Consider the following 16,927-nt stretch of genomic DNA (forward strand, 5'->3'; position numbering starts at 1 on the left):
CCTCAGCTGGGGCCGCCTGAGCTGGATGGCACCTGAGCAGGAGACCCGATGCCGCTCGTCGACCTGGACGACCCGGAGGAGCTGCGCGCCCGCTGGTGCGCGCTGGCTGCGGTCGCCCATGCGACGGGCTTCGACCGCCGCTGGTACGCCGACGAGAACGGCTGGTACCACCAGGACGAGACCGGCAGCGACCTGCGCATGGTCCGGCTCGAGGGCGGCCGGGCGGTGCTGTTCGGGTTCCACACCCAGCACAGCCGGACGGCCGATGCGGACCTGCTGGCCGGGTCGCCGGACTGGATCGGGCAACCTGAGGTCAAGCGGCGGATCGCGGCGGGGCAGCTGGGATTCGTGTACGGGAGCTTCAACGGGACGTGGGCTCGCGCCTCGTATCCGGGGGATCCGTGGCAGCCGCTGGACGACGGGTTCCTGCCGATCGCGGAGTGGGTGACCTCGGACGAGGAAGCCGCGCGCGAGATGATCGAGTGGGCCGCGGAATGGGCCGACTACCTCGGCGGGCTCGATGAGTTGCTGCCGATCGGGGTCCGGCTGATTCGTGCTGCGGGGTCTACCGGGCTGACGCCGCACGCGCTGCAGGAGTTGTTCGACCGGCTCGGGATCGGGCCGCGGTCGCCGCAGAAGCCGGATCTGCGGGCGGCGCTGGTGGCGGCCCAGCAGTTCACTGGGAACGCTGCGGATCCTGTGGTCGGTGCTGCGGGCCAGGCTGCCGCTCCTGCTGCTGCGGCTCCTCCGGTTGCTTCTGCGCCGGTTGAACAGCCTGCGGCCCCTGAGGCTCAGGCGGAGCCGCGGTTCGAGCCGTCCGAGGGCCGGTATGAACCGGCCGTGCCTCCGTATGAGGCGGATGCAGGCCGGTACGAGCCGGACGCGGCTCGGTATGAGGCCGATGCGGGCCTGTATGAGGCGGATGACGACGAGGAGGACGAGGAGCTCTTTGTCGTCCCGCCGGGGATCAGTCCGTTCACGGGTCAGCCGATCGGCGACGACGCGAACCTGGTCATCGGAGGCGCCGAGCGGTTCGCGCCCGAGCCGCCGCTGACCGCGGAGCCGTCGTTCCGGGCGGAGTCGCCGTTCGCCCCCGAGCCGCCGTACAGGCCGGAGCCGACGTATGCGCCGCCTCCGCCGCCCGCCGAGTCGCAGTACGAGGCTGAGTCGCAGTATGGGGTGGAGGCTCAAGCGGCTCGTGGGGACGAGTACGGGGTCACTGGGCGCAAGCGGAGATTCCGGCGCAAGAAGCGGGATGACGACGACGGCGAGGCTCTTGCCCGTCTCGGCCTGGTCGGCCCGGAACCGGAGACTCCGGAGCCGCCGCGCCCTCAACCGCCGGCCGAGCCGCCGCGCTCCCAGCCGACCCCCTATGCACTGAGCACGCCGGCAACACTTGGTCCGCTGCCATCCTCGGAGCCGCCGCGCGTCGGTGGTGAAGGCGAGGGCGAGGACTTCTACGCGAGCCTCTTCGCCGATGCTCCCGCCGCGGCGACCTACACGCCCGACGTACGGCGTGACGCGCCGCAGGACTGGAACGCCCGGGAGCAGCCTCCCGAACCGGACCAGCAGGTGCATTCCGAGCCGTCGGTCTGGTCTGCTGCCGACGACGCGACCAGCGAATTCAACCCTTTCATCGACGACACGGCAGCCACCCCGATCGTCGAGGACGGCACCGCCCCATCCGCCGCCACCGACTACGGGCTGCCAGCCGCCATCGAGGACGGGCAGCCGTCCGCCACCCCGGACGACGACACAGGCGTCATCGATCCGGTACCCGCCGCCGAAGCGGAACACATCCCCGACCAGCCGGACTACGTGTCCGACCAGCCGGACTACGACGGACCGACAGACGCCTTCGACGTACTGCCGGATGCGGAAGACGACCAGCCGGACTTCGACGGACCGACGGACGCGTTCGACGTACTGCCGGATGCGGATGAGGATCAGCCGGACTTCGACGGACCTACAGACGCCTTCGACGTACTACCGGATTCGGGAGACGACGAGCAGGTTGCGGCCTCGCAGCAGGCGAGTGACGAGCAACCTGTTCAGCAACCGACGCGTGGGCAGCCGCCGACCGAGCGCGAGTGGGTCGGCGGTGCGTGGATCAACGGCGAATGGGTCGAGGACGTCGCCGCCTACCTGGCCGCCCAGCAACAGGCCGAGGAGCCGCCGACGGAGGGACACCTCCTCGTCGCCCCGATCGAGGTCGAGCCTTCCGCTGATGAGTCTTCCGTTGGCGAGCCTGCCTCCAGCGACGAGTCGGTCGAGAACAGCACCGAAGACGAGCCGACGGCCGAGATCGCCGCGGTCCTCGACGCCGACTCGAACTCCAGCGACCCAGAAGAAGACGAGTACTACGCCTCCGGCCCGTCGCCCTTCGCCCCCGCGGACGGCCCCACCATCCGCGACCTCCCGCCCAACGGCTTCAGCAGCATCACGCCCGAAGACCTGAAGCCGGGGGAGTACGCCTACGAGCTGGACGGCCAACTCTTCCACGACGAGATCCTCGGCGACGCCGACTGGACCGCCGACCAGCTCGCCGACCTCCCGCCTCCCACCACGGCCCCGTCTCCCGGCCCGACTCCCACGTCACCCGCCACCCAGGACCCGGCCGCCGCCACCCAGGACCCGGCCGCCGAGGCGATCGACGATCCCTCTCGGACCAACGCCGCGTACGCGGCCGACGCCCCTTCCGCGTCCGATCACCTGGCCGACGCGTCGAGTACGGCTCAGCAGGCCGCTGAGGGTCAGCCAGAGGCTCCTCAGGCGGACGTCGAGGAACCGTTCAACCTGGACAACCTGCGACCGATGACCGGCTACAACGCCGACCAGTTGGCCGCACTCAGCGCCCTCGCTGCACCCATTCAGATCGGCCCGCGCCCGTTCCACGAGCCCGGCAGAACCAAGCAACCAGACCAGCAGCCGCCCGTCACGCCGGAAGCCGCCGTGCCGGAGGCCGTCGTTCCGGAGGCGGTCGCGCCCCGAGAGCAGGCTGATGGTGGATGGGGTGAGCAGTCCGACGTCGAGGTGACAGCCCCGCTCGAAGCCATCCAGGACGACGCTGCGGACCTTGCCGCGGAGGACGCGGGCGAGGCAGAGCCCGATCGCGCACAGCCGATTGCTCGACAGTTGGATGCGCGGCAGCCGGATGCTCGGCAGGTGGACGCGTCGGTGGAGGAAGCCGGCTTGGGATCGGAGGAGCCAGGTTCTCGCTGGCAGCGGTCTGCGCTGGATGACACTGCGGAGCGGCAGCCGTTCAGGCCGATCGAAGACTTCGCACCCGGCGCCGACGACCAGCCGACCGGTGAAGCTGAAGCGCAGGTTGAGGCCTGGCGCCAGGAAGCCACCGCCCACCAGGCGCTGGAGGCCGAGGCGGACCACGCCCGGGCGGTAGACGCGGAGCAGACGCGGGAGGCTGAGGCGGACTCCGCCTGGGCGGTAGCTCCGGAGGAGGCCGCGGAGGCTGACGCGAACTCTGCTTGGGCGAGTGGCCCGGAGCAGCAGGCGGCGGGTCATGCGGTCGGTCCGCAGTTTGGCGTTGCGGGGGCGCCTGATGCTGAGGTCGAGGTTGAGGCATTCCCGGACCAGTCGCCGGCTGCCGAGCGGCAGGAGGAGTTGGTGGCGCCGCCGGCCAGTTCGGCGGTGGAAATCCCGGGCCTTGGCATCGTCGGGGGCGAGGCGGCTGAGGTCGAGGCTGAGCCTGGGTCCATCGAGGAGGCCATGCGGGCTGAGTACGAGCGGCCTCGCCCGCGGCCCAAGGAGTCCGAGGCGTTGAAGGCGTTGCGGGAGTGGTGCCGGGCTCGGACGAAGATCGTGCCGTCCGGGTTCACGATCCAGGTGCAGGTGCTGGATCCGGCCGCGCCGTCTTACCGGTTCGATCTCGAGCCGCCGGAGGTCGACGACCCGCAGTACGGGGTTGAGCGGCTCAGTGCGTTGCTCGGGGAACTGTGGCTGGCCGAGTCGCAGGGGGAGCAGGGCGGCTGGCTGTTCGCGCGCATCGACGCGGCCGGGCGGACCGTGCGGATCGACAGGTGGTACGACCAGGTGCCCGACTGGTGGGACAACCCGGTGGAGCCGCGGCTCGACGTACTCGGGCTGGTCCGGCGGCTGAACGACCGCGGCCCGGATTGGCAGCCGTCATACCTGGAGAAGTTGTACACGACGGCGAGATAGCGTTTTCCGCATGTTGCTCAGGAACAGACCGCACCCCCTCTGACCTGCGGAAACACCAGCCCGTTCCGGCCCTGTTCCGTCAGAGCCCAGCCAGAGCAGCATCCACCGCGGCGACGATCCGGTCCTTGTCGTCAGGCCACAGGTGCACGTACGTGTCGTAGGTTTCCTTCTGGTTCTTGTGGCCCAACCGGTCCGCGACCGCAGGCACCGACAGGCCGGCGCGGATCAACACCGACGCATGGTGATGCCTCAGCGCATGCCAACCAGACCGATCCGGCAGGTTCATGCCCCCGATCGCGCCACCCCAGACCTGACCCTGAGTCGTCTTGCTCACCTCGGTCTGGCGCCGCGTCGTGAACACGTGCCCATGCCAGCCTTCGCCGAACCGATTCAGATGCGCCCACAGCGCCCGGGACGCGAACAGCCCGAGCTCCACCCGCCGGTTGCTCGTCGCCGTCTTCGGCGGCCCCCACGTCCCCGCCTTGCGCGCCTGCTGCCGGTCCACCACCAGGACCACGTTGTCGCACGACCCCTCGAGCCGGTCGACCGTCAGCCCGAACAGCTCGCCAGGGCGCAGGCCAGACGCCGCGGCCACGGTCACAGCCGCCGCGTACCTCTCGGGCATCGCCAGCCGGATCTTGCTCACCTGATCAGGCCCCAGCACCACGACAGGCGGCTTCGTGATCTCCGGCAGGCTGATCTTCACGCACGGCGAATCCCGGATCACCCGGTCGAGGACCGCCGAGGAGAAGACCGCTACCAGGCGGCCATAGAAGGTGTCGACCGTGGACGCGTCGAGCTTCTTCGTCGCGAGGTTGATCGCGTCCTGGATGTCCCGCCGGCTGATCATGCTGATCGGCTTGTCGCCGAACACCGGGTAGGCGTGGAGCCTCAGTCGAGACTCGGTCTGCGTGGCGGTCGCGACGCGGTGATGCAGTTGGTCGGCACGCCACTTCTCCGCGTACTCACGGAACGTCTGACGCCCGCTGCGAGGATCCAGGTAACTGCCGTCGCGGACCGAGATGTCCATCCGGGCGATGTGGTCCTGCGCCGCGTCCTTCGACTTGAACGCGCGGCTCTCTTCCCGGCCCGTCGGATCGACCCAGCGGGCAAGCCAACGCTTCCCCTGACCGTAGCGATCCGAACGGACACGACGGCCGTTCGGACCAGGCTTCGTCCACAGATCCTTGACGTGCCCCATCTACGGCACCTTCCCCTGGCAGCTCGCTATCTTGTACGCGCCGCTCGAGGTGGCCTCGTCGATCACCTTGCCGTTGACCTCGATGCGGCACGTGATCGACCCGGCCTCCCCCTTGTTCTGCGCCGAGATGTACAGGAAGTCGCCGCGCTTGAACCGCTCTGACATCATGCCGAGCTCACCAGTCTCGGCGTTCCTAATCGGCAACGAGACGTCCAGCTGGATCGTGCCGCCAGTCTCCGTCTTCATCGTCACCGCGGCCCCGCTCGTCCCGGTGCCCTCGCCGTAGAACACGACCTTCGGCGACTGTGAGGTTGTCGCCGATTCGTCACCCACACAATCCGACAAGGCCAACAGAAATACGAGCGCCCCTGTTAGCGTCAAAGACCTAAGCCCCCACCGTCTCCACTGCAGGGCCTCCCGGCTGATAGCACCAGCCGGGAGTCCCGCAGAATCGCTCACCGCGGACTCAGATCGTGCACCACGGCCAGCGGCGGCGGCACCGAATCCTCCAAGGCCCGCTCCCGCTTGCCGGACCGCTTGCCCGCATCCCACACGTCGCCGACCGAGTTCTCGATCTTCTCGAGCATCGCCGCGTTGTGCCGCTCGCTCTTGTCGAGGAGATGCACCAGCCCGCCGGCAATGAGCGCGAAGATCGCACTGATCATCAGCGGCGCGCGCAACATCGTTCCGAACGGCTGTGCACCTCCCGTGCACAGCAGCACTCCTGACAGGACGTACCCCCCCAGGGCATACAGCGGCAGTTGAGTACGTCGTTGTCTTCCGAGACAGATTCTTCTCGCCACCTCGTCACCTTTCCCCATGTCGCCCGTTAAGTATTTACGCCAGGCGCCGGTCGGACGGGTTCTTCGGTGGCTTCCGAGTGAGATCGGACGGCCGGTGTCTGTGCCTAGTTGATCGATACAACGGAGGGGATCGCTACAGGTCATCAGGTCACGATTTGGCTACGGAATCGGCCGAAGGGGTTGCGCGGCGTGACGAACTCAGCTCTGCCTTCAGCCTGTCCACGATGGCCTGAAGCTCCGCCCGCTTACCCTCCGCGCCGGCCACCCTCGGCAACTCGGCTAGGTCCTGTTCGGCCGCCTGCAGCTCCGCCTCGACTGTGGCAGCCGGGCGGCGACGAAGAGGTGTGACCGCCGCGTTCTCGTGGTACCCCGTGTCAAACAGCGCCGCATCCAAGACCACCGAGTAGCGCACGCCCACCAGGTCCGCGATCGCCTGAAGGTTCTCCCTCGACGGCAGCTTCTTCGGCTCCCGCCAGAACCGCAACGCGTTCGGCGAGACCCCCAGCTTCGCCGCCACCTGTCTCTCCGACGGCGGATACGGCGCGTTGTCGATGTGCGTCTGGATGAGGTCCCACAACCGACCCATAGCTCGACCCTTCTACGACCCCGTGAGCAACATGCTCACCCAGCAGGCGCACTTCACCTAACAGGCTGGGCACCGACACTGCACAGCCCCTTGGGCACCAATGTATCGGCCGGTTGAAGTGCCGAAACGCACGCCCCACCTGCGGCCTGCGGATTCTTTGAGCCAACCCGGTTGACTTCTGGACACCGTGCCCACACACTCTGAGGAGTGTCACTGGACACCATGACCCGCCAGGAGATACAGTGAGCCGACCCACCCGCGCCAAGCTTCCGGAGCTGTACATGAAGGTGCTCGATCCGAAGAAGATCGTGAAGCTGATGGTCATCCAGGAAGTCACCCACCGAGAACTCGCAGAAGCAGTGTGGGGACCCAAGGCTTCGCACTCGTACCTCGGCCGCATCCTGCGAGGCGAGATCAAGAGCGTCCAGCCCGACCGGGCCGCCCGCATCGCGGAGTACCTCGGTGTCGGCATCGACGACCTTTTCGTGGCCAGACTGTCCAGTAACACTGGACAAACCGCGAAGCGGAGGAGTGCAGCGTGAGTGGCGAGAACGGCAGGCACGCGCCGCTGCTCACCGTCGACCAGATCGCCGAGGAACTGGCGGCGTCCGCCGAACACATCCGCCGACTCATCCGGCGTGGCGAACTCGCCGCCGTCAACATCGCCGCCTCGCGCCGCCCGAACTACCGCGTATCGCGAACCGAGCTCGACAAGTACCTCCGCGACCACGCAGTCGCGTCCTGACCCAGAAAGCCGAAACCCGGCACCTCACCGCCAGCAAGCAGACGAGGCCCGGGTTCCAGAACTAGCAGGGGAGTCTACCCATGAAGCACCTCACCACCGCGATCTGGACCGCAGCAGAAGTGCTGCTGTTCCTCTCCGTCGTCGGCGCCGGCATCCACTTCACATTGGTGCGCTGATGAGCACCCTCGCCTGGATCCTCGGCATCGCCTCTCTCATCGCCGTCGCCTCCGTCGCCCTCGCGCTGAACATCCAGGGCGCCCGGGACATGTTCGACACCCTCACCGCCGACGAGACCGACCACGAAGCCCGGCTCGCCCCGGCGGAGTCCCTGGAGATCGTCCCGGACGGCTTCACTTGCCTCCGCTGCCTCGAGAACCCGGCGCTGCCGTCGCCGTCGATCTGGTGCGCCGTGTGCACCCCGGTCGTCGACAGCTTCCCGTCCGAGCCGATCGAGCACCGCCCCATCCCCGTCACGGAGTGGGACGCGTACGCAGTCACCTACCGGCAGCCCGCCCGCTCCGACCTGCCGTTGACCGAGTGGTTCGCCGCCGAGACCGAAGAGGCCGCCGCCGAGGCAGCGCTTGAGGGGAACCCGGGCGCGACCGTCATCGAGGTCCTCAACGTCTCCGGCAACGCCGAGTACGAGCGGGGTGCGCTGTGAGCACCAAGTACCTCGCAGTCGCTGGCCGCTACCACGAGACCGCTGGCTACGCCGTCTCTGTCCTCCAGGCGATCGCGAACAACGCACTGATCCCGGGGGAGACGCCGAGCGAGTACGCCCAGCGGCACCTCGAAGCGCTCGCAAAGGACGGCCGAATCCGTCTCATCGACCAGGACCCGGAGGCCACGGCATGAGGCAAGTCCGAGCTGGACTGTGGAGGGTCGACGGCTACTCGGTCGAGAAGCGCGGCGCGTTCTGGGGCGTGTTCAGCCCCGGACACATGGGCCCGATGTTCAAGGCGAAGACCCTCCGCGCGTGCCGGAAGTGGATCACCGACCGGCAGGACGTGGCCTCATGAGCGCCATCGAGCCGTACACCGACGACGAGAACATCGAAGACATCGCCGCCTGGGTTCGGGCAACACCGGAACAGAAGGCCGCCGCCTTCCTGGACTTGCTCACTGCCGCGATCGCCGTCGCACTGATGCAGCAGAACGAACTGCTCATCACCAGGCTCCGCGAGCTCCGCGCCGGACTGGGCGGGGGCAAGTCGTGAGCACCACCACCGAGCAGACCACCGGCAGCGAGTGGACCGTCTACACCGTCAACTGCGGCCAGTGCGGCAGCCGAGGCGGACAGGAATGCCACGGCGACAAGTGGGCCGACTGCCCGCACTGCAAGCCCGAAGAGGACTGCGCGCTCTGCGGCGACGTGTTCGACACCAAGGACGCGGAACCGAAGCTCCTCCTCGTCGACGGCCGCCCACAGCCCGTGTGCCCGGACTGCTGGAAGCAAGAGCCGGAGGTCTTCTCATGACCACCAAGCGCCGCTGCGCATGCCCCGGTCTGGGGATCTCCCCGGACTGCCTGCTGCATATGTACGACCCGAGCGAAGACGAGCCCAATCTGTCCGACGTCCCGCCCGAGCCGCCGTGCGACCCCGAACGGTTCGAGGAGGCGTCATGACCGCCCAGCAGATCCCCGACCTCATCCCCGGCAGCCCCGAGTGGCTGAAGGTCATGACCGCCAGCAAGGTCAGCGCTGTCCTCGGCCTCTCGCCGTGGACCTCGCCCTACACCCTGTGGCAGTTGATGGCGGGCAACGAGGAGCCCGAAGCGCAGACCGACGTCATGGCCCGAGGCCACTACCTCGAGCCCGGCATCGTCGCCTGGTTCCGCGACCAGCACCCGGAGTGGGACGTCGTCTACCCGGCCGGCACCTGGGCCAGCGTCGAGCAGCCGTGGATGGTGACGAACCCGGATGGGCTGGTCGGTACGGGCGCTGTGCTCGAGGTGAAGACGGATGCCCGCGGCGACGAGTGGGGGCAGTCGGGCACGGACCAGGTCCCGGTTTGGTACCGGGCGCAGGCGATGTGGGGGATGGCCATCACTGGCCGAGAGGTCACCCACTTCGCGGTCCTCGGCCCGTACCTGGACATGAAGGAGTTTGTCGTCGAGTACGACGAGGACGACGCCGCGTTCGCGATCGAGCGGGCCGCCGCGTTCCTGGCCAGCATCGAGGCTGGTACGCCGCCCGCGCTGGATGGGCACGACTCGACGTATCAGTCGGTGCGGAAGCTGCACCCGGAGATCGACCGGACGCTCGACGTGGAGATCTCGGCCGACTTGGCGCGGGACTTCACCGAGGCGCTGATCGACCTGGAGGCGGCGGAGGTGCGGGCGCAGCACGTGAAGGCGCTCGTCGCTGACGCGACCGGCACTGGCCGCCGCGCTGTCGTCGGCAAGAAGCACATCGCCACCCGCAAGGCCCGCAACGGCGGAACGCCGTGGATCGAGGCAGCGCGTGGCCTCACGAAGCAACCGAGGGGAATCGCATCATGACCACCACCGAGCCCACCATGAACCTGCCCGCTGTCCGGATGGGCAGCCTCGCCGACAAGGTCGACTACGCCCAGCACCTCGCGTCGTCAGCGCTCCTGCCGCGGCAGTACCAGAAGCAGCCCGCGAACCTCCTGTTCGCGATCGAGTACGCCGAGATGCTGCAGCTCCCGCCGATGGCGGCGATCACCGGCATCCACGTCATCGAGGGCAAGCCGTCCGCGTCGGCGGCGCTGATCTCGGCGCTGGTCCGTCGCGCCGGCCACCGGCTGCGGGTGACGGGCAACGACCAGCGGGCTGTCGCGCAGATCGTCCGGAGTGACGACCCGGAGTTCACGTTCGAGTCGGAGTGGACGCTCGACCGGGCGAAGGCTGCGGGGCTGGTCGGGAAGGACGTGTGGAAGAAGTACCCGGCCGCGATGCTGAAGGCCCGCGCGATCTCCGAGGTTGCCCGCGACGCCTGCGAAGAGGCCCTGTCGGGGATGCACTACACCCCGGAGGAGTTGGGCGCCGAGGTCGATGGTGACGGCGAGATCGTCGTTGAGCAGGTCCGCGACGAACGTCCCGCCCACCGGCCGGGCATGACCCTGCGGGAGGCCGCGGGCCAGCCAACGCAGGACTACCCGGCGCCGGAGGGTCCGATCCTGAACGGGGCGAACCCGGTCTCGCACGAGAACCCGACGCCGACGGCGGGGGACATCCCGGACGCGGAGATCGTCCAGGACAAGCCCGAGCGCGGCACCATCACCGATGCGCAGATCAAGAAGCTCGGCGTCCAGATGAAGACCGCCGGGATCACCGAGCGCAAGGAAGCCCTCGACTACGTCATGTCCATCATCGGCCGCGACGTTGCATCCCGCAACGAACTGTCGAAGGACGAGGCGTCGAAGGTCATCGACAAGCTCGACCAGCTCATCCGCACCGAGGCCGGCGCGACCGACACGGCAACGGGCGAGGTCATCGACGCGGAGATCGTCCCGGACGCGGCGGCTGCCGAGGCAGACAAGGCGTGGCAGTCGGGCGGTGCGGCATGACCGACACCTGCACCTGCCCGGCCGGGCGAACGGACTTCGACTACACGGCGACCGGCGCGCATCACAACCCCGACCGCTGTCCGCTGTCCCTCGCGCAGCAGGCGAAGCAGTGCAACTGCTACCCGGGAGGATTCTCGCCCGAGACGTACGAAGGTCCGCAGCATCACTGCCCGGTCCATGGTCACGGCAACGACCTGCCGATCAGTGAGTGCCCTGACTGCTTGGCCACGTCGTGACCAAGGCCGCGACCGTGCCAACGAAGGCGGAGCTGTCCCGCCGGTGCCTCGCGCGGATCTGCTTCCCCGGCGAGCCGTACCACAACCTCCGCTGCTCCCAGAAGCCGCACGATCCGCGCGACCTGCACACGGTGACGACCACGGTCCCGACCGAGTACGTCCCGGCCGGCACCGCCGCGAAGCCCGCGATGGCGACCGTCCGAATCACCTGGGCCGACCAGCCCACCACCAACACGAACTGACAAGGAACCGAGCCCATGAAGAAGATCACCACCGCCGCCATCGTCGGCACCCTGGCCGTAGTCGGCGCACTCACCGCCGTCGCCTGGAACGACCAGAACGCCACCGAGACCGCGACCTACGCCTCCACCCACCCGGTCGTCACCCCGACCCCGGTCGAGACGACCGTCACCACCGAGGTCACCCCCGCGATCTGCACCACCGCCCTCACCGACGCCGACACGGTCATCGCCACCGCAGGGGAAGGGTTCGGGATCCTAGGCGAGGCCATGGACGCCGCGTCGAACCTCGACGCCGACGGCATCACCGCCGCGAACGTGAAGATGGACGCGCTCAACAAGCAGTTGACCGCCGCGCTCGCCACGTACAAGACCTCCCGCGACGCCTGCAAGGCGGCCAACTGATGACCGGGCTGCGGGAAGTCCTGGAAGACATGTGCGTCAAGGCCGACCGGCGCGAGGCGATGCGCCGCGAGGAGGGGACTCGGCCAGTTCCGGCCCGCGTCGGGGTGGATGTTCTCCGATCCCTGCTCAACGACCACCCGGCCGAGTCCGCCCCGATCGCCAGCCAGGAGCGCGTCACCGAGGTGATCAAGGAAGCCCAGTACCGGCAGTCGCCCGCCCCGGCTGACTACCTGGCCGACGCCCTGCTCGCTGCTGGCGTGTTCCGCGACGAGGCCACCGTGAAGGCCGAGGTGGCCACGCAGTTCCGTCGGGACGCGATCGACGAGGCGGTCGACGGGAAGCTCAACCTGACGGCTGTCATCCGCATGGCGACCGAGGCTGGCGGCGTCGCATGACCAACTCCAAGCTCGCCGCCACCTTCCACGGCGCAGACGACCTCACCCCCGAGCAGGACCTCCGCGCCGCCGTCGCCGAACGCATCGCCGACGCCATCCACTTCAACGGCTGCATCTCGTTCACCCTCGGGGGCGAACCGGGCTGCACCTGCCTCGTCGGCCGCCTGCAGTGGGCCATCAACGCCGAGCAGGTGACCGCGTGAGCACCACGACCGCACTCCCCGAAGGCGTCCGCCGCATCGAGTCGATCGAGGACTCCGGCCCGCTCGTCGTCCTCAATCACGAGGTCGACCTCGACCAACTCATGCTCGACCTCGCTGCCGAGGGGGATTGGGACCCGTACAGCGGACGCACCTGGGAGGACTACCGCGACGAGCCCACCACCATCTGGGGAGCGTCCTACCACGCCCCCGAGGCGATGGTCGGCTGGTTCCGGAACGTCCCTGCCGTCCGAGGAAACTGCCTCTGCGGCAACGGCCACGCGTTCGACCTCTTCCCAGCGAGCACCGACGAGAAGCCCGAAGGCAACAAGGCGCGCGGCGCCTTCCTCGGGGTGTGGTTCGTATGAGCGACCCCGACAAGTCGATCCCGCTCACCTTCGGCATGGCCGAACGCCTCCAAGCAGCCAAGCGACAGGCCGAAGAGCGCAACCGGCTCATCAGCTACCAAGCCGCCCGCGGCATCAAGAAGCTCGAGCAATACCTCGCCGAGGAGGCCCAGCGATGACCCGCGCGCAAGCCGCACTCAGCCTCGCCGGCGGAGCACTCGGAGGCATCACCCTCGGCCTCCCCATCGGCGCATGGCTCGCACGGAAATGGCTCAGCGACCAGCCGGCCAAGACCTACCGGCAAGACGACGCCGTCACCACCAGCCTCAGCAACCTGAAGGGAGCGACCAGGTGATGTGGACCCTCGACCTCCCCTACGAGAAGCCGCCCCTGTCCCTCAATGACCGCGGCCAGACCATCGGCGCCCGGCGAGCCAAGTCTGCCAAAGCCGCCATGATCCGCGCCGACGTCACCACCCTCGCCCGCGCCGCCAACATCCCGCCCCAGCAGGCCATCCACGTCCGGCTCCACTACCGGCCCAAGACCGCAGTACGCCGCGACGCCGACAACCTCGTTGCCACACTCAAGCCCGCCATCGACGGCCTCCGCGACGCGCAAGTGATCCCGGACGACGACCCGAGCCACCTCGACTGGTCCGCGCCGCGCATCCACCCGCCGTCACTGCCCGACCGCACGCCGGCCATGTGGCTCGTCATCACCGCCACTCCAACCACTGCCGCCTGAAGGGGGCTGATTCACATGCCACGCAACGCCATGAACCCGCAACACTGGACCGACTTCCTCCGCGTCCTCGACACGGTCCCCGCCGGCCACCACGTCTCCAGCAACGTCCTCCGCGACCTCCTCGCGGCGGCCGACATCCCGGAGAAGTCCCGCGGCGGACTGTTCTCCCAAGCCGTCAACCAGGGCTACCTGCGGCCCGTCGCCAACCGGTACGAGGCATCGACCGGCGAGACCGCCAACCGGGCGCCAGTGCGCCTGTATCGCAGGACGAAGCAGCAGCAGGCGGTGGCGGCATGACCACCACGACGCTCAGTGCCACCCAGAAGAACCTGTTGAAGATCATGCAGTTCAGGGAGGCGCCTCCCGGCGGCCCGTGCTGGGTAGTCGACGCCGCGCGCGGCCGGTACGCGCTGTGGGTGATGACGATGATGGGCCGCTATGAGCGCCACTCTCACGTCAACGGACGAACGCTCCGCACGCTGCATACGGCCGGGTTGATCGAGTACGGCGAGGACGTCAAGATGCCGAACTGGCATCGTCCGGACCGACTGGAGGGCTCCTGGGGATCCACCGTCACCCTGACTGAAGCCGGGCTGGCCGCGATCGGTGATGTCGCATGACCATCACCCAGAACGCCGGCGGAGGCGACTGGTTCGACCTCCCCACCCGCCCCGTCCAGCACCGCGGGAACCGCAAACCCGAAGGCCTCCCGTGGACCGAGCTCACCGAGCAGTACGTCGCACGCGGCGGCCAGGTGGACGCCGGTGTGTGGCACAAGGGGAAGGTGCAGGTCGTCGAAGGTGGCGGCCGAGGGAAAGACCGCGTCCACTCCTACGCCATCGACGGCGAGTACGACGACACGAACACCCTCGCCAACGCCGTCCCCGCCAAGGTCCGCAACACGACCCGCGTGCTCGACGACGCGCAGCAGAAGCAGGTGTGCCTCCGGTACCGGCGCGGCGCGACCCTCCAGGAGTGCGCCGACGCATTCGGCGTCTCCACGACCGCGATCCAGACCGCGCTCCGCAACAACAACGAACCGGTCCGGCCCCGCGGCGGGTCCCATGGAAGGCGGGCGGCGTCATGAGGCACGACGACCCGCGCCACGGCACCAACGCCGGTTACACCGCCCACATGAAGCTCCGCGTCCCGAGCTGCGCGCCCTGCCGCGCCGCCCACTCCGCATACCGCCGTGGCGCCAAGCAGCGCCGCCGCGGGCCCCGCTCCATCTACTGCCACATCGACGCAACCGGCACCCAGCGCCGCATCCGCGCCCTCATGCGGATCGGCTGGCGATACCGCGACCTCGAGAACTGGCTCGGCGTGGGCAAGACACTCCACAACCTCAACCTGGCCTCCACGAAATCCGTCCACGTCGACAGCGCCAAGCGAGTCGTCGCCGTCTACAACGCCCTGAGCATGACGCCCGGTCCGTCCGAGAAGACCCGCCGCCTCGCCGAAGCCTGGGGCTGGCCGTCACCCCTGGCCTGGGATGACGACACCATCGACGACCCGAAGGCGCGACCGCTCGGGATGCAGAAGCAGACCTACCGGAGCCGCAACGAGATAGACGAGGCGATGGTCATCCGCGCTGTTCGCGACGGGCGACGCGACGAACAGATCATCACCACGCTCACCAAGGCCGAACGAGCCGAAGTGGTCCGCCGGATGCGCGCAGCGGGATGGTCCGAGGGTCGCATCGAGGAGCACACCGGGATCAGGGCCGACAGGTACAGCCACCCCGTCAGGCCGCCCGCCCCTCCGATCGCCGTACCCGCAGACGACCCAGCCGAGCAGGAGCGCCGCCGACAGGAGCTCGCAGCCGAACTGACGCAGCGCAGCACCCGGGCACCCGAGACGGTCCAGTTCGCCAAGAAGGGCCTGGTCATGGCCCAGAGGAGCGCCGCATGAGCACCCACGCAGACCTCCCCGGCGGGTGGCGCACCCTCACCCTCCGCAACGCCATCTACGGCAACGAGCCGCTCGAGCAGGCACTCCACTCAGTCGGGGCCCGCGGAGGAGACCTCGCCAAGCGGGCAAAGCGGGACATGGACGACGCCATCGCCGCCTACCGGGCAGGCGACGAGACCGCGGCCATGGCCACCGTCGCCAGCCTCGCCGAAGAAATCCAGCAGGCACGGAAGCCGGGACGGGGAGCCGCAGCGTGAGCGAGAGCATGAGCCCCGGCGAGCTCCGCGGCCTGGCCACCTTCCTCATCTCGATCCGCGACGACTGGCAGCCGGTACCCGTCCGGGCCGCCCTCGAGAAACTCCAGGGCTGCTCACTCGTGGACGTCGCCGAGGCGTGCACCGAGATCGCCCGCAACCGCTCGAACCAGTACCCCGTGATGCTGGCAATGAAGGGCGCGGAGATGATCCGCGCCAAGCACCAGCAGGGCGGGAAGCGGTACGGCGGCGGCAACGTCCCCGACGAGTACAAGTGCGACATCTGCGGCAAGGCCCGCTCCATCTGCCAATCCGTTCCGACGAACCGCGGCGGCCGCGACCATGCCTTCATCTCCGCTGCGCAAGGCGACGACGACCGCGACCAGATGCACGCCGACGGCCGCATCGCCGAGGCGCGTGCAGAAGCCCGAGCGGAAGCCCTTGAGCGGGCCACCGCAGGCATGTTCGCGCTGCCGCGAGACGTCAAGGACGTCCACATCCCACAAGACCCGAAGCGGGAGTCAGCATGACCGTCCACTACCGCGACGACTCGGTGACCCTGCACCACGGCGACTGCCTCGACGTACTCCGCGAACTCCCTGCTGCCAGCGTTGACGCCGTCGTCACAGACCCGCCCTACGGGCTCGAGTTCATGGGCCGCGAGTGGGATGGAGCCGATGGGTTCCGGCGCTCGCTCAACGCCGCCGACGCTGGCCGCGACAACGTGTTCGGCCGCACCTCTCGCACGTCACCGGAGTACCGCGCGCTACACACCTTCCAGGAGTGGTGCGAGGAGTGGTCGACCGAGTGCCTCCGGGTCCTCAAGCCGGGCGGCTACATGCTCGCGTTCGGTGGCTCCCGCACCTGGCACCGCCTCGCGTCAGCCGTTGAGGACGCCGGGTTCGAGATCCGCGACAGCATCGCGTGGCTGTACGGCTCGGGGTTCCCGAAGTCCCTCGACGTGTCCAAGGCGATCGACAAGGCCGCCGGTGCTGAGCGGGAGATCGTAGGAACGAAGCGAAGGCCGGACGGCTCCGCGCCGCGCGAGAACGTCTCGGCGGCGAAGTTCAAAGGAACGACCTACGCGGCCGACGACTACACCCTCGCCATGAGTGGCAACGACGCAGTGCTCACCGCACCAGCCACCGACG

At 68.7% G+C, this 16,927-nt stretch carries 30 protein-coding genes and 1 pseudogene; 27 read left to right on the top strand and 4 right to left on the bottom strand.

Translation table 11 applies throughout. The features are described from left to right. Window positions 1–48 precede the first annotated feature (48 nt). Entirely contained in the window at window positions 49–4,179 is a 4,131-nt protein-coding gene (locus ACFPJ1_RS40425) for a hypothetical protein (protein WP_380111676.1), read from the top strand. A 79-nt stretch (window positions 4,180–4,258) separates the two neighbouring features. Here ACFPJ1_RS40425 and ACFPJ1_RS40430 read toward each other — a convergent pair whose 3' ends face one another. The 4 genes from ACFPJ1_RS40430 to ACFPJ1_RS40445 all read right to left on the bottom strand — a co-directional run bounded on the left by ACFPJ1_RS40430 (window position 4,259) and on the right by ACFPJ1_RS40445 (window position 6,760). Continuing rightward, the gene (locus ACFPJ1_RS40430; protein WP_380111678.1) at window positions 4,259–5,380 is read right to left on the bottom strand and encodes a tyrosine-type recombinase/integrase; all 1,122 of its coding nucleotides are present in this window, start codon (window positions 5,378–5,380) and stop codon (window positions 4,259–4,261) included. After that, window positions 5,381–5,713, bottom strand: a complete 333-nt coding sequence (locus ACFPJ1_RS40435; protein WP_380111679.1) for an MmpS family transport accessory protein — start codon at window positions 5,711–5,713, stop codon at window positions 5,381–5,383. Window positions 5,714–5,835: 122 nt separating this feature from the next. Then, entirely contained in the window at window positions 5,836–6,063 is a 228-nt protein-coding gene (locus ACFPJ1_RS40440) for a hypothetical protein (protein ID WP_380111681.1), read from the bottom strand. 268 nt (window positions 6,064–6,331) lie between these two features. Next, window positions 6,332–6,760 carry a helix-turn-helix domain-containing protein gene (locus ACFPJ1_RS40445; RefSeq protein WP_380111682.1) on the bottom strand — a complete coding sequence of 143 codons (429 nt, stop codon included), beginning with the start codon at window positions 6,758–6,760 and terminating at the stop codon, window positions 6,332–6,334. A 251-nt stretch (window positions 6,761–7,011) separates the two neighbouring features. On the opposite strand from ACFPJ1_RS40445, the gene ACFPJ1_RS40450 reads away from it, so the two are divergent. The 26 genes and pseudogenes from ACFPJ1_RS40450 to ACFPJ1_RS40575 form a co-directional block, all read left to right on the top strand. Beyond that, window positions 7,012–7,311 carry a helix-turn-helix domain-containing protein gene (locus ACFPJ1_RS40450; RefSeq protein ID WP_380111683.1) on the top strand — a complete coding sequence of 100 codons (300 nt, stop codon included), beginning with the start codon at window positions 7,012–7,014 and terminating at the stop codon, window positions 7,309–7,311. Next, window positions 7,308–7,514 (top strand): helix-turn-helix domain-containing protein, encoded by a 207-nt coding sequence (locus ACFPJ1_RS40455; RefSeq protein WP_380111684.1) that lies wholly within the window; start codon window positions 7,308–7,310, stop codon window positions 7,512–7,514. The genes ACFPJ1_RS40450 and ACFPJ1_RS40455 overlap by 4 nt, the downstream gene beginning before the upstream one ends. 175 nt (window positions 7,515–7,689) lie before the next feature. Beyond that, window positions 7,690–8,175, top strand: a complete 486-nt coding sequence (locus ACFPJ1_RS40460; protein ID WP_380111685.1) for a hypothetical protein — start codon at window positions 7,690–7,692, stop codon at window positions 8,173–8,175. Continuing rightward, window positions 8,172–8,369 (top strand): hypothetical protein, encoded by a 198-nt coding sequence (locus tag ACFPJ1_RS40465; protein ID WP_380111686.1) that lies wholly within the window; start codon window positions 8,172–8,174, stop codon window positions 8,367–8,369. Before ACFPJ1_RS40460 ends, ACFPJ1_RS40465 begins: the two co-directional genes overlap by 4 nt. Next, window positions 8,366–8,533, top strand: a complete 168-nt coding sequence (locus tag ACFPJ1_RS40470) for a hypothetical protein (RefSeq protein ID WP_380111687.1) — start codon at window positions 8,366–8,368, stop codon at window positions 8,531–8,533. Before ACFPJ1_RS40465 ends, ACFPJ1_RS40470 begins: the two co-directional genes overlap by 4 nt. Next, complete coding sequence (locus ACFPJ1_RS40475) at window positions 8,530–8,730, top strand: hypothetical protein (RefSeq protein ID WP_380111689.1); 201 nt, start codon at window positions 8,530–8,532, stop codon at window positions 8,728–8,730. The genes ACFPJ1_RS40470 and ACFPJ1_RS40475 overlap by 4 nt, the downstream gene beginning before the upstream one ends. After that, on the top strand, window positions 8,727–8,990 hold the full coding sequence (locus ACFPJ1_RS40480; RefSeq protein ID WP_380111690.1) for a hypothetical protein: 264 nt from the start codon (window positions 8,727–8,729) through the stop codon (window positions 8,988–8,990). Before ACFPJ1_RS40475 ends, ACFPJ1_RS40480 begins: the two co-directional genes overlap by 4 nt. Next, window positions 8,987–9,139 carry a hypothetical protein gene (locus tag ACFPJ1_RS40485; protein WP_380111691.1) on the top strand — a complete coding sequence of 51 codons (153 nt, stop codon included), beginning with the start codon at window positions 8,987–8,989 and terminating at the stop codon, window positions 9,137–9,139. The genes ACFPJ1_RS40480 and ACFPJ1_RS40485 overlap by 4 nt, the downstream gene beginning before the upstream one ends. Beyond that, window positions 9,136–10,014 carry a lambda-exonuclease family protein gene (locus ACFPJ1_RS40490; RefSeq protein ID WP_380111693.1) on the top strand — a complete coding sequence of 293 codons (879 nt, stop codon included), beginning with the start codon at window positions 9,136–9,138 and terminating at the stop codon, window positions 10,012–10,014. The genes ACFPJ1_RS40485 and ACFPJ1_RS40490 overlap by 4 nt, the downstream gene beginning before the upstream one ends. Continuing rightward, window positions 10,011–11,045, top strand: a complete 1,035-nt coding sequence (locus ACFPJ1_RS40495) for a hypothetical protein (RefSeq protein WP_380111694.1) — start codon at window positions 10,011–10,013, stop codon at window positions 11,043–11,045. Before ACFPJ1_RS40490 ends, ACFPJ1_RS40495 begins: the two co-directional genes overlap by 4 nt. Next, window positions 11,042–11,281: a hypothetical protein gene (locus ACFPJ1_RS40500; RefSeq protein WP_380111695.1), complete on the top strand. Its 240-nt coding sequence runs from the start codon at window positions 11,042–11,044 to the stop codon at window positions 11,279–11,281. The genes ACFPJ1_RS40495 and ACFPJ1_RS40500 overlap by 4 nt, the downstream gene beginning before the upstream one ends. Before the next feature lie 14 nt (window positions 11,282–11,295). Then, the gene (locus tag ACFPJ1_RS40505) at window positions 11,296–11,523 is read left to right on the top strand and encodes a hypothetical protein (protein WP_380111696.1); all 228 of its coding nucleotides are present in this window, start codon (window positions 11,296–11,298) and stop codon (window positions 11,521–11,523) included. Between the two features lie 15 nt (window positions 11,524–11,538). Beyond that, window positions 11,539–11,925 (top strand): hypothetical protein, encoded by a 387-nt coding sequence (locus tag ACFPJ1_RS40510; protein ID WP_380111697.1) that lies wholly within the window; start codon window positions 11,539–11,541, stop codon window positions 11,923–11,925. Further along, window positions 11,925–12,320: a hypothetical protein gene (locus ACFPJ1_RS40515; RefSeq protein WP_380111699.1), complete on the top strand. Its 396-nt coding sequence runs from the start codon at window positions 11,925–11,927 to the stop codon at window positions 12,318–12,320. Before ACFPJ1_RS40510 ends, ACFPJ1_RS40515 begins: the two co-directional genes overlap by 1 nt. Continuing rightward, window positions 12,317–12,523: a hypothetical protein gene (locus tag ACFPJ1_RS40520; RefSeq protein ID WP_380111700.1), complete on the top strand. Its 207-nt coding sequence runs from the start codon at window positions 12,317–12,319 to the stop codon at window positions 12,521–12,523. The genes ACFPJ1_RS40515 and ACFPJ1_RS40520 overlap by 4 nt, the downstream gene beginning before the upstream one ends. Further along, entirely contained in the window at window positions 12,520–12,888 is a 369-nt protein-coding gene (locus tag ACFPJ1_RS40525; protein WP_380111701.1) for a hypothetical protein, read from the top strand. The genes ACFPJ1_RS40520 and ACFPJ1_RS40525 overlap by 4 nt, the downstream gene beginning before the upstream one ends. Next, window positions 12,885–13,046, top strand: coding sequence for a hypothetical protein (locus tag ACFPJ1_RS40530; protein WP_380111702.1), 162 nt, complete (start codon window positions 12,885–12,887; stop codon window positions 13,044–13,046). Before ACFPJ1_RS40525 ends, ACFPJ1_RS40530 begins: the two co-directional genes overlap by 4 nt. Beyond that, window positions 13,043–13,222 (top strand): hypothetical protein, encoded by a 180-nt coding sequence (locus ACFPJ1_RS40535; protein WP_380111703.1) that lies wholly within the window; start codon window positions 13,043–13,045, stop codon window positions 13,220–13,222. Before ACFPJ1_RS40530 ends, ACFPJ1_RS40535 begins: the two co-directional genes overlap by 4 nt. Beyond that, window positions 13,219–13,611 (top strand): RusA family crossover junction endodeoxyribonuclease, encoded by a 393-nt coding sequence (locus ACFPJ1_RS40540; protein ID WP_380111704.1) that lies wholly within the window; start codon window positions 13,219–13,221, stop codon window positions 13,609–13,611. Before ACFPJ1_RS40535 ends, ACFPJ1_RS40540 begins: the two co-directional genes overlap by 4 nt. A gap of 15 nt (window positions 13,612–13,626) precedes the next feature. Then, entirely contained in the window at window positions 13,627–13,908 is a 282-nt protein-coding gene (locus ACFPJ1_RS40545) for a hypothetical protein (protein ID WP_380111705.1), read from the top strand. Then, window positions 13,905–14,231, top strand: a complete 327-nt coding sequence (locus ACFPJ1_RS40550; protein WP_380111706.1) for a hypothetical protein — start codon at window positions 13,905–13,907, stop codon at window positions 14,229–14,231. The genes ACFPJ1_RS40545 and ACFPJ1_RS40550 overlap by 4 nt, the downstream gene beginning before the upstream one ends. Further along, window positions 14,228–14,698 carry an RNA polymerase sigma factor sigma-70 region 4 domain-containing protein gene (locus ACFPJ1_RS40555; protein ID WP_380111707.1) on the top strand — a complete coding sequence of 157 codons (471 nt, stop codon included), beginning with the start codon at window positions 14,228–14,230 and terminating at the stop codon, window positions 14,696–14,698. Before ACFPJ1_RS40550 ends, ACFPJ1_RS40555 begins: the two co-directional genes overlap by 4 nt. After that, window positions 14,695–15,522 (top strand): hypothetical protein, encoded by an 828-nt coding sequence (locus ACFPJ1_RS40560; RefSeq protein ID WP_380111708.1) that lies wholly within the window; start codon window positions 14,695–14,697, stop codon window positions 15,520–15,522. Before ACFPJ1_RS40555 ends, ACFPJ1_RS40560 begins: the two co-directional genes overlap by 4 nt. Next, window positions 15,519–15,779 carry a hypothetical protein gene (locus tag ACFPJ1_RS40565; protein ID WP_380111709.1) on the top strand — a complete coding sequence of 87 codons (261 nt, stop codon included), beginning with the start codon at window positions 15,519–15,521 and terminating at the stop codon, window positions 15,777–15,779. Before ACFPJ1_RS40560 ends, ACFPJ1_RS40565 begins: the two co-directional genes overlap by 4 nt. Next, window positions 15,776–16,306, top strand: coding sequence for a hypothetical protein (locus ACFPJ1_RS40570; protein ID WP_380111710.1), 531 nt, complete (start codon window positions 15,776–15,778; stop codon window positions 16,304–16,306). The genes ACFPJ1_RS40565 and ACFPJ1_RS40570 overlap by 4 nt, the downstream gene beginning before the upstream one ends. Continuing rightward, window positions 16,303–16,719, top strand: a pseudogene (locus tag ACFPJ1_RS40575) (DNA methyltransferase); the annotation flags it as partial. The gene ACFPJ1_RS40570 and the pseudogene ACFPJ1_RS40575, both read left to right, overlap by 4 nt. Between the last annotated feature and the right edge of the window lie 208 nt (window positions 16,720–16,927).

Origin of the sequence: Kribbella qitaiheensis (assembly GCF_042657745.1) — a bacterium.
In the GTDB taxonomy this organism is placed as follows: domain Bacteria; phylum Actinomycetota; class Actinomycetes; order Propionibacteriales; family Kribbellaceae; genus Kribbella; species Kribbella qitaiheensis.